Source organism: Chryseobacterium sp. SORGH_AS_0447, from assembly GCF_030818695.1.
GTDB lineage: Bacteria > Bacteroidota > Bacteroidia > Flavobacteriales > Weeksellaceae > Chryseobacterium.
Map to the genome: position 1 here is coordinate 3905678 of NZ_JAUTAR010000001.1, position 14677 is coordinate 3920354.

General features: G+C 40.4%; 13 protein-coding genes. 12 read left to right on the forward strand and 1 reads right to left on the reverse strand.

Annotated elements, in window-relative coordinates; genetic code table 11:
* The first annotated feature begins 303 nt into the window (after nucleotides 1-303).
* The 12 genes from QE422_RS17700 to QE422_RS17755 all read left to right on the forward strand — a co-directional run bounded on the left by QE422_RS17700 (nucleotide 304) and on the right by QE422_RS17755 (nucleotide 14153).
* Nucleotides 304-1968 (forward strand): GLPGLI family protein, encoded by a 1665-nt coding sequence (locus tag QE422_RS17700; protein ID WP_307461373.1) that lies wholly within the window; start codon nucleotides 304-306, stop codon nucleotides 1966-1968.
* Between the two features lie 319 nt (nucleotides 1969-2287).
* The gene (gene asnB, locus QE422_RS17705) at nucleotides 2288-3982 is read left to right on the forward strand and encodes an asparagine synthase B (RefSeq protein WP_307461375.1); all 1695 of its coding nucleotides are present in this window, start codon (nucleotides 2288-2290) and stop codon (nucleotides 3980-3982) included.
* Between the two features lie 250 nt (nucleotides 3983-4232).
* Nucleotides 4233-5045, forward strand: a complete 813-nt coding sequence (locus QE422_RS17710) for a hypothetical protein (protein WP_307461376.1) — start codon at nucleotides 4233-4235, stop codon at nucleotides 5043-5045.
* A gap of 221 nt (nucleotides 5046-5266) precedes the next feature.
* Nucleotides 5267-6673, forward strand: coding sequence for an MFS transporter (locus QE422_RS17715; protein WP_307461378.1), 1407 nt, complete (start codon nucleotides 5267-5269; stop codon nucleotides 6671-6673).
* A 179-nt stretch (nucleotides 6674-6852) separates the two neighbouring features.
* Nucleotides 6853-7953 carry a DUF4236 domain-containing protein gene (locus tag QE422_RS17720; RefSeq protein WP_307461380.1) on the forward strand — a complete coding sequence of 367 codons (1101 nt, stop codon included), beginning with the start codon at nucleotides 6853-6855 and terminating at the stop codon, nucleotides 7951-7953.
* 299 nt (nucleotides 7954-8252) lie between these two features.
* Nucleotides 8253-9152, forward strand: coding sequence for a pirin family protein (locus QE422_RS17725; RefSeq protein WP_307461382.1), 900 nt, complete (start codon nucleotides 8253-8255; stop codon nucleotides 9150-9152).
* 6 nt (nucleotides 9153-9158) lie between these two features.
* The gene (locus QE422_RS17730) at nucleotides 9159-9692 is read left to right on the forward strand and encodes an NADPH-dependent FMN reductase (protein ID WP_307461384.1); all 534 of its coding nucleotides are present in this window, start codon (nucleotides 9159-9161) and stop codon (nucleotides 9690-9692) included.
* A gap of 39 nt (nucleotides 9693-9731) precedes the next feature.
* Complete coding sequence (locus QE422_RS17735; RefSeq protein WP_307461386.1) at nucleotides 9732-10139, forward strand: OsmC family protein; 408 nt, start codon at nucleotides 9732-9734, stop codon at nucleotides 10137-10139.
* Nucleotides 10132-10425, forward strand: a complete 294-nt coding sequence (locus QE422_RS17740) for a GNAT family N-acetyltransferase (RefSeq protein ID WP_307461388.1) — start codon at nucleotides 10132-10134, stop codon at nucleotides 10423-10425. Before QE422_RS17735 ends, QE422_RS17740 begins: the two co-directional genes overlap by 8 nt.
* A gap of 129 nt (nucleotides 10426-10554) precedes the next feature.
* Nucleotides 10555-12114 carry a sodium:solute symporter gene (locus QE422_RS17745; RefSeq protein ID WP_307461390.1) on the forward strand — a complete coding sequence of 520 codons (1560 nt, stop codon included), beginning with the start codon at nucleotides 10555-10557 and terminating at the stop codon, nucleotides 12112-12114.
* A gap of 187 nt (nucleotides 12115-12301) precedes the next feature.
* Nucleotides 12302-13153, forward strand: coding sequence for a transketolase (locus QE422_RS17750; protein WP_307461392.1), 852 nt, complete (start codon nucleotides 12302-12304; stop codon nucleotides 13151-13153).
* A 55-nt stretch (nucleotides 13154-13208) separates the two neighbouring features.
* A complete protein-coding gene (locus tag QE422_RS17755) occupies nucleotides 13209-14153 on the forward strand; it encodes a transketolase family protein (protein ID WP_307461393.1) in 945 nt (314 codons plus the stop codon).
* A gap of 113 nt (nucleotides 14154-14266) precedes the next feature.
* Here QE422_RS17755 and QE422_RS17760 read toward each other — a convergent pair whose 3' ends face one another.
* A complete protein-coding gene (locus QE422_RS17760) occupies nucleotides 14267-14644 on the reverse strand; it encodes a hypothetical protein (RefSeq protein WP_307461394.1) in 378 nt (125 codons plus the stop codon).
* Nucleotides 14645-14677: the final 33 nt, after the last annotated feature.

Genomic DNA, 14677 nt, shown 5'->3' on the forward strand with positions numbered 1-14677 from the left:
TTCAAGCTTTCCTTTTTTCATTTCAAAACCTGCAGTTTATAGTGATTAACATAAACAATTTATAGTAAGAATATGGAAAATCGCATAATCATTCAGAAGTGTATTTCTTTTATATGTAATCAGGTATAATAATTATAACAAAAAATCTTTTCTGAGTATAGTCAAAATATCTTTTGACCTTAAAAATTAACAGTTAAAAGTCTTGTTCAATTCTCGTTCAGATTAATATTATAGTTGATACTCCATAAAAAATTCAAACAGTTTCTCCGTTAAAATCTATCTTTGCGGAAATTTATTTTTCGTATGCATCAAAAAATTTTACTGAGTATCTTTACTTTTTTATGCTGTTATTCTTTTGCACAGACGTATGAAGTGCAATACATGAGTTCCTATAACGGAAAAGTTTCTGCTGAGCAATCTCCTACCGTGGTGATCGCCAACGAAAAAGAAAACTTTATCCTGAATCAGAAAATCAAAGATCAGAAAGCCGATTTCCCTTTTGAAATCACAAAAGTAGAAAAGCCTTCCAATACGGTTTTTTCCTATGCCTTTCTAAAACCTGATGAGATTATATCAGCCTCTGACAAGGAATCGATTGGCAAACAGACTTTCGAATATACCAATGAAACTAAGAAAATTCTGGGCTATATCTGTAAAAAAGCCGTTACCAAAATCAATTCAAACACCATTGAGGTTTGGTATACGAATGACCTGAAAATTCATGGCGGGCCTTCTACCATCGGACAAAACCTAGGCTTCGTACTGGAAATTGAAAGAAATAAAACGTCTGCCATTACAGCAATTTCTATTAAAAAAGTAAAAAAATCAGGCATCGATAATCTCCTCAAAGGAGCGGTAACTTCAACAGACCAGCTGGGCTACAGGGATCTTTTGTGGAAAAGCCGGTTTACTACGCTTAAGGTTTTCGACAATGAAATCATTAATTTTTCAGATCAATCGAAATCGGATGACCAGATTAAAAGATTCGCCAACGGAACCATTATTCTCAAAAAAATTAAATTTCCTAAAATTACGGAAGGTGAAAATATTTTCGTGGAGCTAAAACAGCAGTCCAACGGAGATGCATACGACAGGACCGGAACGGTTTTCTTTATTCCACAGGATAAATCACAGTCGTTCTTCAACGGCCTTGAGAATGGCGTAAAAACCTTGCCGCTCTATGAAAATGGAAACGGGAAACAGTATTACGGAATTATGACGACCGACCAATACAATCCTCCCGTTGAAATGATGCGTTTCTTTACGGCTTTCGGGATCAATAAATTCAATAACCTCCAGTTAAAAGATAAAAACTGGCAGACTGTAAGCCCTTACCGTGAAGATATTACCGACCTTAAGCCTTCTTTAAGTGAAAAAGAACTGTGGATCGGAGCCTTTATCGGAAATTACGACAAGGGTGGCCATAAAGTGAGCCTGGAAATTACAATTCACAAAAGCGACCAGGGTATTTATAAGAACAATGCCGTCATCCCTTTGTTCAATACCCTGAACATTATGGAAATGGCAGGACAGGAATATTCGACGATGTTTGATAAAGATCAGGGGCTGCTGGTAGAATTTACCCTGAAAAAAGATCTTAAAAATGCGCAACTGAAATATACGACGACCGGGCACGGCGGCTGGGAAAACGGTGATGAGTTCCTTCCGAAATTAAATTCCATACTTGTAGACGGAAAGCTGGCTTTCTCTTTTGTACCGTGGAGAACCGACTGCGGATCTTACCGATTATACAATCCTGCTTCGGGAAATTTTCCGGACGGGCTTTCTTCTTCCGACCTCAGCAGATCCAACTGGTGCCCGGGAACGGTAACCAATCCGAACTTCATCCCTTTGGGTGATTTGAAAGCCGGGAAACACACCATCCAGATAAAAATTCCTCAGGGCCCGAGAGAAGGATCAAGTTTCAGTGCCTGGAATGTTTCGGGAGTATTGTTGGGAACGGAGTAAAAAAAACCTTCTCGCAAACTGAATTACAAGAAGGTAAAAACACAAATGATGAAAAAAAATTATTTCGAGCCACAAAGTAAGTTGTAAAATTTGTCAAATAAATTACCATATATTAAGAAATATATCATAATTATTTCGTATGTAAAGAATACAAAAGTCGGTAAGTGAAAAAAATTAACTTTAATCCTACTTTTTAATTCAAATAGTTAATATTTTTCGTTTTAAAAAATTAATTAATTAAAAAATTCAATTAAATAAAAATTTTTGTTGTTTTTTTTAAACTACACTAATACTTTTGTTTTAAATTAAATGATAAAATATGTGTGGAATTGTATGTTTGTTTGACGCCAAACAAAAAACCGAAATACTGAGACCTCAGGTTCTTGAAATGTCTAAAAAAATACGCCACCGCGGCCCGGACTGGAGCGGGGTATTCCAAAACGACAAAGTAGTTTTCTCCCATGAAAGGCTTGCTATCGTAGACCCTACTTCCGGAAAGCAGCCTTTGTTTACCAAAGACGGGAAAGTCGTGCTGGCAGTAAACGGTGAAATCTATAACCATAGAGAATTAAAAGAGGAATTCCCTGATTATGAATTCCAGACCCAGTCGGATTGTGAAGTAATCCTGGCACTTTACAGAAAATACGGAAAAGATTTTATAGAAAAGCTGAACGGGATTTTTGCGTTCTCTTTATACGATACGGAAAACGATGTGTACCTGGTTGCCCGCGACCATATGGGAATCTGCCCGCTTTATCACGGATGGGATAAAAACGGAAACTATTATGTTGCTTCAGAACTTAAAGCACTGGAAGGTGTTTGCAGAACCATCGAGACCTTCTTACCAGGACATTTTGTATACAGCAAAGACGGAAGCGCGCTTCAGCAATGGTACAAAAGAGACTGGGAAAGCTTTTATGCCGTAAAAGACAATGAGACTGACATCAGCGCTTTAAGAAAAGGACTGGAAGATGCGGTCCACAGACAGCTGATGAGTGATGTTCCTTATGGGGTACTGCTTTCAGGAGGTCTGGATTCGTCCGTTATTTCTGCCATCACCGCAAAATTTGCCCGTCAGAGAGTCGAAAGCGGAGATACACAGGAAGCATGGTACCCGAGGCTTCACAGTTTTGCCGTTGGATTGGTAGGATCTCCTGACCTTGCAGCAGCACAAAAAGCAGCGGAGCACATCGGCTCGGTACACCATGAAGTTAATTTCACCGTTCAGGAAGGGCTGGATGCCATCAGAGACGTGATTTATCACCTGGAAACTTATGATGTAACCACCGTGAGGGCTTCTACACCGATGTATCTTCTCGCCAGGGTTATCAAATCCATGGGAATCAAGATGGTACTTTCCGGAGAGGGTTCTGATGAGCTGTTCGGCGGATACCTTTATTTCCACAAGGCACCGAATGCCAAAGAGTTTCATGATGAAACCGTAAGAAAACTGAGTAAGCTCCACCTTTACGACTGCCTGAGAGCCAACAAAGCCTTAATGAGCTGGGGGATTGAAGGGCGTGTTCCGTTCCTAGATAAAGAATTTATGGATATTGCGATGACCCTTAATCCAAAAGATAAAATGGTAAATGCCGCCGAAGGAAAAATCGAAAAATGGGTACTGAGAAAAGCCTTTGAGGATCTTCTTCCGGAATCGATTGCCTGGAGACAGAAAGAGCAGTTCTCAGACGGGGTCGGCTATTCATGGATCGATACTCTGAAAGAAGTAGCCGAAAGAGAAGTAAGCGATGAAATGATGGCCAATGCACGCTTCAGATTCCCGCTGAACACCCCTCAAAACAAAGAAGAATACCGCTACCGTACCATTTTCGAGGAACATTTCCCAAGCGAAACGGCAGCTGCCACTGTACCTTCAGTACCTTCTGTAGCTTGCTCCACCCCTATCGCACTGGAATGGGACGAAGCATTTAAAAATATGAACGATCCGAGCGGAAGAGCCGTAAAAGTACACGAAACGTCATACGGCGAGACTGCGGAAACGGCAAAAGTGTAGAAGGTAGATAGTAAATGGTGAATTTGATATGAATGTATAATGATCAATCCGTCATTTATCAACCGGAGAGCCTCTATAGGCCGTTTTCACCGTTTGACCGGGGTCTGATGTTCAAAATTTATTAATCCTGTAGCGATACAGGATTTTTTTTTGAATTAACGCTAACAATATTGTCAGAATTTAACCGTTAATCAAAAATATTATCTAATAAATAATTATATTTGGAAAACGAAAATATCAATTATAAAAAATGAGAAGAAACATTACTATCTTATTTGCTTTATTATCCATCACTTTTGCTTTCGGACAGGGAAAATACGGTAAATATCTTAGCTCCAAGAAGCTGGCCATGACATATAAAAGCGTGAAAGATGGCGATAAAGAAGACTTTTACCAACAATACTACTGGCTGGTAAAAGCGGAACAGCTGAAAACCTATCCTCACCTAAAAGATATAAAGCCAAAAGTTTTATATGAATTTGTAAAAAAAGTAAATCCTCAGAACCCTACCAAAAAGCTGGATGCCACGGGAAAAGAACTTAGAGAAACAGCAGAACTTTCTTTAAACCAGTATTTCAAGAATAAAAACCTGGACAACAATTCGGTTTTGATGTACAACCTTGAAACGTATGTAGATCCTTCAAAAGGACAATATTATACAAAGGTGGATGCAGAGAAGATCAAGGAGCTGGTACCGAAAGAATTATATGCATTTAATTCCAACAACAGAAATACGGGAGAAGATAAAACCTACTATCTGTGGATCAATAAGGAAAAAGACGATTTCAACATCGTAGATATTATTCCGGAAGAGAAAGAAAACAAAGCATTCTACGCAAGGGTGAAGCAGTATCTTCCGAGCTATAAATTCTCAAAATACGTTCCGTCCGTAAAAAAGGGAACAAAAACCGACCGAACGGATGCAGATTACTACTACATCATGCCGTTTGAACAGAATACGGATAATATTGAATACAAAACAAAGGATTTCAAAACTTTCGAATTAAGCCAGTACAGAAAAGCCGGCGACGAATGGAAAGGAGTAGAAAAGCCAAGAAAATAAAACCAGGGTCCTGCGAAGTTTCGCAGGACTTTTTTGTTGGATCAATAGATAGTAAATACATTCAGGCAATAATTAAAATTATTATTTCATAGCTTATTAAGCATGAACCGGGTAATGAGATATATCATCATCCGTATTAAAGGAACGAATCTTGCTCTCATCAAACATTCTTTTATTTTTTTGAACCAAATAAATCCGGAAATTACTTCCGGTACTTACCTATGTCAGAAGAACTATCGCAGCCGACCATTTCGATCAAAAAAATCCTACCGTTAATCCTGGCAACGGCCATCTTTATGCAGATGCTGGATTCTACGATCCTTAATACTTCACTGCCGTCCATCGCAAAAGACCTGAAAGAATCTCCGCTGAACATGCAGAACGCCATCATCAGTTATGTACTCACTTTAGCCGTCTTCATGCCGGCAAGCGGATTTCTGGCAGACCGGTTCGGAACAAAAAAGATCTTCATATTTTCACTCGTCCTTTTCAGCTTGGGTTCCCTGTTCTGCGCCATGTCACAAAACCTTACTCACCTGGTTATTTCCAGGGTGATCCAGGGTGTCGGGGGAAGCTTGATGACGCCGGTCGGAAAACTGGCCCTGATTAAAACATTTGATAAAAACGAACTCCTGAAAGCGATGAATTTCGCCATTATTCCCGCGCTGATCGGTCCCGTACTTGGGCCTTTGGTGGGCGGTTATATGGTCGACTATCTTTCCTGGCACTGGATTTTTTTAATTAATATTCCGATCGGGATTCTGGGAATCAGCTTAGGGCTGAAATTTATGCCCAACTACAAATCGAAAGACGTGGATTTTGACCTTAAAGGATTCTTGATTTTTGCAGCCGCTTCCCTTCTGCTTTCCATCGCATTGGAGCTTTTCGGTAATATGCAGAACATCACTCCCGTTCTTGTTATTTTTATTCTTGGGTTTCTCTGTCTGTATTATTACTACAAGCACGCTAAAAAAGATGAAAGCCCTATTTTCCCTTTGAATCTGTTTCAGGTAAGAACCTTCAGGGTTGGAATTGTCGGCAACCTGGCGACAAGACTCGGCATTAGTTCAGTTCCGCTTTTACTGCCGTTGATGATCCAGATTGCCTACAAGCAGTCGGCCGTAACTTCGGGCTGGATTATTGCGCCAATGGCCCTTACCGCCATTTTTGGGAAATCTTACGTGATCAAAATTTTAGATAAATTCGGGTACAGACAAACCTTAATGACCAATACTTTTATTATCGGGACATTAATCTGTCTTCTCGCTATTCCGGACATCAACACGCCCATCTACTGGTTTATTCCGATTATTGCCATCCTGGGATTTTTCAACTCGATTCAGTTTACTTCCATGAACACCATTTCCATTGCCGATCTACGGAACTTTCAGACGAGCAGCGGAAATTCACTTCTATCAGTCAATCAGCAGCTGGCTATCGGTTTCGGGATTGCTTTCGGATTAATTGTTTTAAAAATCTTTGAAAACACCGACCTCATCCACGGGGAAATGCATAATGCCTTCCGCTGGACCTTTCTTACCGTAGGAATTCTTACCATCATTTCCGCGTTTATTTTCCGCAGGCTCCATATTTCGGATGGTAAAAATATGCAGTCGAAAGAAGATTAAAAGTGAAGTTTGACTGAGTCAATGGTGAATTTTGCTTCGCAAGTGAATGGTCAATTGGTTAAGATTTAAAATATATAAAAGATTTGTGACTTTCAGGTAATTTACGGGTTTCCGTAAAAAATTGACAGGTAAGGTTATTACTTTTGGTTTATAATTAAATATAAATTAAAATAATAACTATGGCTTGGAGTTACAACAAAAGAATCAAAGTAATACCGGGAGTTCATCTTAATTTCAGTAAAAAAGGAATATCTACTTCTATAGGAATAAAAGGGGCTAGCATCAATTTCAGTAACTCCGGAACTAAAGTCAATACAAATGTACTTGGTCTTTCAAACCGTTATCAATTTCAGAATTCAAAACCCAGACCTATTGTTGTACCTGACTATCCTGTATCTGATCATTTTCCTGAAAATATCTTCAGTGCTGATATCCATGAGATCACAAGCCAAAATATGCAGGGAATTAAAGAAGCAATTTTATTAGCTCACAATCAGAAAAACGAACTTATTTCCGATTTGGTAAAAATAAAAAGAACATTATCCGTCACAAAAACTAAAAAAGTCCTTAGTTATATGTTTCTGTATGGACTTATTAATAAAAATGTTCGGCAGAATTCAGAGCGTGATATAAAAGCACAACAGGAAGCAATCCATCAGGTACAAAGGATGATTGAAAAATGCCACGTTAACTTTGAGATTGATTTTGATCCTCAAATCAAAGGAAAATTTGAAAAAGTATATGACTCGTTCCGCCAGCTAACGGCTTCGCATAAAATATGGGATATTACCAGCGCACATTTTCAGGATAGAGTAGCTACACGTTCTTCTGCAAGTACAGTAGTAAACAGGCGGGAAGTCCGTTTTTCACTAAAGTCTCTTCCGTATATCCACTCCGAATATCAGGCTCTATATCTGAAAAATGCGAATGGTGCTGATATTTATATTTATCCAACGTTTATTATAATGTATACAAATGAAACCAATTTTGCCATCATCGGAATTGATGAACTAAATTTTAATTATACTTTTACCCGTTTCACAGAAACCTCTGCCGTTCCAAAAGATTCTAAAATCATCGATCAGACTTGGGCGAAGGTAAATAAAAACGGTACTCGCGACAAAAGGTTCAGCAATAATTATCAGATTCCGATTGTAAAATATGGTCATGTTCGGCTCACTACTCAGACGGGATTACAGGAAGAATACGAATTCAGCAATTATGAATCTACAGAGCTGTTTGGTCGTGCATTCAAAGATTTCCAGAATGAATTCATATAATCATTCAAAGAATATCTAATGAAGAAATTTATTGTTTACTTCTAATAAAATTCACCGACATCTTCTAACTGTCAAATAATAGTACTGCAATTACATCTTTACACATAGAAAGACTTATTATCACAGATCAATGGATCTTTTCAATCAATGATCTAATTTTGCTCACAGAATAAGGAAATAATTTCTTGGAGACGTTTTTTTCAAGCCGATCAACCGCCAGGATTATTCTTTTCCTTATTTTTATCATCGGGCTGCAAACGGAAACAGCTCATGACAGAACAAAATTAAAAACCATACATATGTCAAACATCGGACTTATCATTGAAGAAAAATCAGCGGATATAGGAAACTTTTTAGTGGGAAGATTATTGCCTTTCCGGGAAAAGAGAGCAGTTGGCCCTTTTGTATTTATCGACCATATGGGTCCTGCCGACCTGAACGATTACCAAAACCTGGACGTCCCGCCGCATCCGCATATCGGACTTTCTACGCTGACGTATCTGCTGGAAGGATCTATCTTTCACCGCGACAGTATCGGAAGTGCAGTTGAGATCCAACCGGGAGCCGTAAACTGGATGACCGCCGGAAAAGGGGTTGTGCATTCCGAAAGAACACCGGAATACCTAAGGCATTCGGATAAGAGACTTCACGGATTTCAGATCTGGGTGGGTCTTCCGAAACATTTGGAGCAGTCCGAACCAAGCTTCCACCACACCGAAGCTGCCGACATCCCGGTTTGGGAAGAAGACGGGATTCAGTATAAGCTGATTGCCGGAGAAGCCTTCGGAAGAAAATCCCCAGTGCCTGTTCACAGCAAATTGTTTTTTATTGAAATTAAAACCAAAGACGCGAAGAAGATCAGTATCGGAAAAGATCTTTACGGTGAAGCGGCGATGTATGTGCTTGACGGAACCGTTTCCACCGACGGGAATTCTTACGGCTCCAAACAGCTTCTGATTGCCAAGAATACCCAGCTCTGCGAATTCGACATGAGCGAGAACGGAACGGTGTATCTTTTCGGTGGCGAACCCTTCGACGAAGAACGTTTCATCTTCTGGAACTTCGTCAATTCCGACAAAGAGCTGATCGAACAGGCCAAAGTAAACTGGAACGATCAGAACCACGAGGCTTTCCCACTGGTTCCGGGCGATGATGAAGACTATGTACCGCTTCCTAAGGCGATTTTAAACAGAAAATAACAGGCCATGAAAATATTAGCATTTGCAGGAAGCACTTCTTCCACTTCCATCAACAGGGAGCTTGTAAAATTCGTGCTGAAAGATTTTCATGAGGATGAAATCAACCTGATCGATCTGAATGATTTCGATATGCCCGTATTTTCCGTAGACCGCGAAAAGAAAGGTTTTCCTGAGGAAGCCCATCATTTTTTAAAGGTGATTGAAGAATGTGATGTGATCATCTGCTCACTGGCGGAACACAACCGGTCCTACAGCGCCGCTTTTAAAAATGTTTTCGACTGGGCTTCGAGGATCAACGTCAAAGTTTTCCAGAGCAAACCAATGCTCCTGATGTCTACTTCCCCCGGAGGATACGGCGGCGGCAACGTAATGAATACAGCAAAAACCTTTTTTCCAAATTTTGGGGCGGATGTAAAAGACACCTTTTCCTTGCCGAAATTTTATGAAAATTTTGATCTGGAAAGCGGGATCATCAATCCGGAAATACTGAAGGAACTGAACGACAAGATCGAAAATTTTAAGCATCAGGTAAAGAGCTGATCATTGCAGAAACAGCAGATTATAAATTAAACATAAACTATGGCAGTTACCGTAAAAGCAAGTTTAGGTAAAGAAAAATATTATACCGAAGTTATTGCCGGAGAAAATATGCTGATTACAGATGAACCGGTAGACAAAGGCGGCGGCAACAAAGGTCTTAATCCCTTTGAGATCCTGGCTACCTCGCTGGCCAGCTGCACGGCAGCAACCCTGCGGATGTACATCGACCGGAAAGAATGGGACATTGAAAAGATCAACGTACAAGTGGAGCTTGAAAATTTTCCGCTGACGAAAAGAGCCATTTTCAAAAGGGACATCAGCTTTGAAGGCACGCATCTTGATGAAGAACAGATGAAAAGGCTGCACACGATTGCCGATGCCTGCCCGATTCATAAAATCCTAACCAACGATATCGAAATACTAACCAAATTTTCATCATATGATTGAAGTAAAACACACCAACGACGGAAAACGCGGAAGCTTTGAAGCTTTTATAGACGGAACCCACGCCGGGCTAATGACTTATACCTGGGCGGGTGAAGACCGTTTCATTATCGACCATACGGAAGTGGAAGAAGAATACAACGGAAAAGGAGTCGGGAAAGAAATGCTGTACTCGGCAGTAGACTTTGCCAGAGAACAGGGAAAAACCATTATTCCGCTCTGTCCTTTTGCCAAAGCGACGTTCCAAAAGCATGAAGAGATTCAGGATGTGCTGGTGAATAAAGTTTAAAATAAGGCTAAGGTAAAGGTTGAACAAGATTTTAATATCTCCGCAACCTTTACCTTTCAACCCCGGAAGGTTTTTTCTTTTTTAGGCAGAAGAGAAAAAAACTATATTTGCTAAAATTTAAATTAAAGCATGAATTCCGGAACTATTCTCCTGCTGTTTGTTTTTGTCTATTTCATCGGATTATTGGTTATTTCTTATTTTACGAGCCGAAATTCCGATAACCAGTCTTTTTTCATCGGTAACAAAAAAAGTAAATGGTGGCTGGTGGCTTTCGGGATGATCGGAACCAGCCTGAGCGGGGTAACTTTCATTTCCGTTCCCGGGACCGTCGGTAAAATGACAGGAAGCGAATACATCTACGGCGGTTTCGAATATTACATGATGGTGATTGGGTTCTTTATCGGCTATTTTATTGTTGCCGCAATCCTTTTACCGCTCTATTACAAAATGAATCTTACCTCGATTTATACCTATCTGGGGAAGAGGTTCAACGTGGAAGCGCATAAGATCGGTTCCATATTCTTTATCATTTCAAGGGCGATCGGGGCGACGGCAAGGCTGTACCTGGTGGTGAACGTCCTGCAGATCTTTTTACTGGAAGGATTGGGCGTTCCGTTCTGGGTGACGGCGCTGGTGCTTCTGCTGATGGTTCTTCTCTATACTTTTGAAGGCGGAGTAAAGACGATCGTGATTACCGATACGTTGCAGACTTCTTTCATGATCATCAGTTTAATTGCCTGTATTGTTTATATTTTATCGAATTTAAATTTATCTGCAGGGGAAGCCTACTCTATTTTAGAACAGAAAAATTATACCCATTTTATTAATTTCGATCCGAATTCCAAAACCTTTTTCCTGAAAACGATTCTCGGCGGAATTTTCATTACCATTGCCATGACCGGCCTTGACCAGGAAATGATGCAGAAAAATATTTCGGTGGACAACCTGAAGAATTCTAAGAAAAACATGCTGACTTTTGCCGGAACCCTGCTTTTTGTTAACCTAGCCTTTCTTTTCTTGGGAGGGCTTCTCTACCTTTTTGCTTTGCAGCACGGTGCCGAATACGGACAGATCAATGGGGAAACAGTAACAAATATTTTCGGGTTTAAAGATGCCGGAGGTGAAATTAAAAACATCATGGGCGACGACCTGTTCCCGGCTTTATCTCTTCAGGGACATTTCCCGATGATCATTTCGGTGATCTTTATCATCGGGCTGATTTCAGCTTTATTCCCTTCGGCAGACGGGGCGCTGACGGCGGTTACCAGTTCCTATTGTGTAGATCTCCTGAATCTTAATGAAGACCGGAACAAAACCGAAAAAGAAAAGAAACGGCTGCGTATGAAAGTTCATTTGACGTTTACCATCGTTTTCTTTATATTAATCATGATTTTCAAAGCACTGAATGATAAATCCATCGTTTACCTTATCATGGAAATTGCGGGGTATACGTATGGACCTTTGCTGGGACTTTTTGCTTTCGGGATTTTTACAAAATTCCAGATCTCAAGAAAATATTCCATCCTGGCCGTGACGATCCTGGCTCCGGTGATCACTTATCTGATCAATTACCTGGTAACGGCTTACACCGATTACCGCATCGGCGTTGAGCTGATTGTACTGAACGGGCTGCTTACTTTTATCGGACTTTGGCTGGTACGGCAGAAATCGTATCTGAAAATCGTTTGATATCATAAATTTTATGATTAATTCCATCTAAAACCCTGTAAGACTTTACCTTATTAAAGAGAAACCCTTCAAATCCCTTTAAGGTGAACAATGACAAAAACTTCGACCTGGACCTGAAATCCGGGTCTTTAGATTTCCGTAAGCCGTTAAAATATCGTAAATTCGCTCTGCATATAAATCTTACACAATGAGTAAAAGTATCGAAGAGTTAAAATCTCTTACTACGCAAATCAGAAGAGACATTTTAAGAATGGTTCATGCTGTGAATTCCGGCCACCCGGGAGGAAGTTTAGGCTGTACTGAATTTTTCACGGCCCTTTACGGAAAAGTAATGAACTACAAGCTTCCTTTCACCATGGAAGGTAAAGGCGAAGACCATTTTTATCTTTCGAACGGACACATTTCTCCGGTATTCTATTCTACTTTGGCCAGATCCGGATTTTTCCCGGTGGACGAATTGAGAACATTCAGAAAACTGGATTCAAGATTGCAGGGCCACCCGACGACCCATGAAGGACTGCCGGGTATCAGAGTAGCATCCGGATCCCTTGGACAAGGGCTTTCGGTAGCTCTAGGAGCTGCCCAGGGAAAGAAGCTGGACGGAGACAACTCTTTGGTATATACCTTACAGGGGGACGGAGAATTGCAGGAAGGCCAGAACTGGGAAGCATTTATGTATGCTGCCGGTAAAAAGGTTGATAATATCATTTCTACGATTGATTATAACGGTCAGCAAATCGACGGAAGCACCGATAATGTATTGAACTTAGGGGATCTTCACGCGAAGCTGGAAGCATTCGGATGGACGGTTCTTGAAGAGAAAAACGGTAACGACCTTGAAGCGGTAATTGCCATTCTTGAAAAAGCAAAAACGGAAACCGGAAAAGAAAAACCGGTAGCGATTATTCTTCATACACAGATGGGTAACGGAATTGATTTTATGATGGGATCACACGCATGGCACGGGAAAGCACCGAGTGACGAGCAATTGGCAACCGCCATCAAACAGTTGTACCTGGAAGCTCCTGCTGATTATTAATGATAAGCAATAAATAATTGGCAATACGTAATCTTTAATAATAATTTAGAACAAAATGAAATTTACATATACAGAAAAAAAGGATACCCGTTCAGGTTTCGGTGCCGGATTGGCTGAGCTTGCTGACAAAAACCCTAATGTTGTTGCCCTTTGCGCAGACCTTATCGGTTCTTTGAAGATGGAGAAATTCATTGAAAAGGCTCCGGAAAGATTCTTTCAGGTAGGTATCGCAGAAGCCAACATGATGGGCCTTGCTGCCGGATTGAGCATTACCGGGAAAATTCCTTTTACAGGAACATTTGCAAACTTTTCTACTTCCCGAGTGTACGACCAGATCCGTCAGTCTATCGCTTATTCCAATAAGAATGTTAAAATCTGTGCATCCCACGCAGGTCTTACGCTAGGGGAAGACGGGGCGACGCACCAGGTTTTAGAAGATATCGGGATGATGAAAATGCTTCCGGGAATGACGGTAATCAACCCTTGTGATTATAACCAGACGAAAGCTGCTACCCTGGCGATCGCCGATCATGAAGGTCCGGTCTATTTAAGATTCGGAAGACCTACGGTTCCGGTTTTTATTCCTGAAGATATGCCTTTCGAAATCGGAAAAGGAATTTTGCTTCAGGAAGGAACGGATGTCACGATTGTTGCTACCGGTCACCTGGTTTGGGAATCTCTTGTTGCTGCAGACGAGCTTGAAAAAGAAGGTATTTCATGCGAAGTGATCAACATCCATACAATCAAGCCTCTTGATGAAGAAATCATCTTAAAATCAGTTGAAAAGACCGGAAAGATCGTAACGGCTGAAGAGCACAACTATCTTGGAGGATTAGGAGAATCCATTGCCGGAATGCTGGCTAGAAGAAGACCGACAAGACAAGAGTTTGTAGCAGTAAACGATACCTTCGGGGAATCTGCAACGCCTGCCGAGCTGATGAAAAAATATAAGATTGATTCTGCTGCGGTACAGGAAGCCGTGAAAAGAATTTTAGCTTAATATTTCTGAAAAAATATAATGAAAGCATCCTTTTCGGGATGCTTTCTTTTTATCTTAGTTTTGTGTCTTCTTTTTTTTCAGTAAATGTTTTTCTCTGATGATTAAATAAACTACTATCTGAAAAACTTCCACTTCGGAATAATCGCCAGCATCCCGAAACCCGTAAAAAGGAAAAGGTTGGTAACATCCGTATAAAGGAAAGTCGATAAATAGTAATTGTGCATAAAAAAGTGCAGGACAAGCAATGCCGGAAAGGAAAAAATCCCGATTTTCCTGTAAAAGAACATCAGAATAAGGCTGACTACCATTAAAGCGTCTATGGTAAAGATAATAAAGAAATACCATCTGGGAATATTCAGGTACTCATGCTGCAGGTATTCATCCAGGTCGATACCGAAACCCATCACTGTAAACAACAACAAAGCGGCAAAAGCCAGAACAAATCCCCATCCTTTCTTCGGGTCCTCATCAAAATAGCTGTATTCTTCCATAGGTACAAAAATAAAGAACTTACGAGAGATTTC

Bases quoted from the DNA above. Each gene is read 5' to 3' on its own strand.
- QE422_RS17700 (WP_307461373.1), top strand. From the start codon at position 304: ATGCATCAAAAAATTTTACTGAGTATCTTTACTTTTTTATGCTGTTAT.
- asnB (WP_307461375.1), top strand. From the start codon at position 2,288: ATGTGTGGAATTGTATGTTTGTTTGACGCCAAACAAAAAACCGAAATA.
- QE422_RS17710 (WP_307461376.1), top strand. From the start codon at position 4,233: ATGAGAAGAAACATTACTATCTTATTTGCTTTATTATCCATCACTTTT.
- QE422_RS17715 (WP_307461378.1), top strand. From the start codon at position 5,267: ATGTCAGAAGAACTATCGCAGCCGACCATTTCGATCAAAAAAATCCTA.
- QE422_RS17720 (WP_307461380.1), top strand. From the start codon at position 6,853: ATGGCTTGGAGTTACAACAAAAGAATCAAAGTAATACCGGGAGTTCAT.
- QE422_RS17725 (WP_307461382.1), top strand. From the start codon at position 8,253: ATGTCAAACATCGGACTTATCATTGAAGAAAAATCAGCGGATATAGGA.
- QE422_RS17730 (WP_307461384.1), top strand. From the start codon at position 9,159: ATGAAAATATTAGCATTTGCAGGAAGCACTTCTTCCACTTCCATCAAC.
- QE422_RS17735 (WP_307461386.1), top strand. From the start codon at position 9,732: ATGGCAGTTACCGTAAAAGCAAGTTTAGGTAAAGAAAAATATTATACC.
- QE422_RS17740 (WP_307461388.1), top strand. From the start codon at position 10,132: ATGATTGAAGTAAAACACACCAACGACGGAAAACGCGGAAGCTTTGAA.
- QE422_RS17745 (WP_307461390.1), top strand. From the start codon at position 10,555: ATGAATTCCGGAACTATTCTCCTGCTGTTTGTTTTTGTCTATTTCATC.
- QE422_RS17750 (WP_307461392.1), top strand. From the start codon at position 12,302: ATGAGTAAAAGTATCGAAGAGTTAAAATCTCTTACTACGCAAATCAGA.
- QE422_RS17755 (WP_307461393.1), top strand. From the start codon at position 13,209: ATGAAATTTACATATACAGAAAAAAAGGATACCCGTTCAGGTTTCGGT.
- QE422_RS17760 (WP_307461394.1), bottom strand. From the start codon at position 14,644: ATGGAAGAATACAGCTATTTTGATGAGGACCCGAAGAAAGGATGGGGA.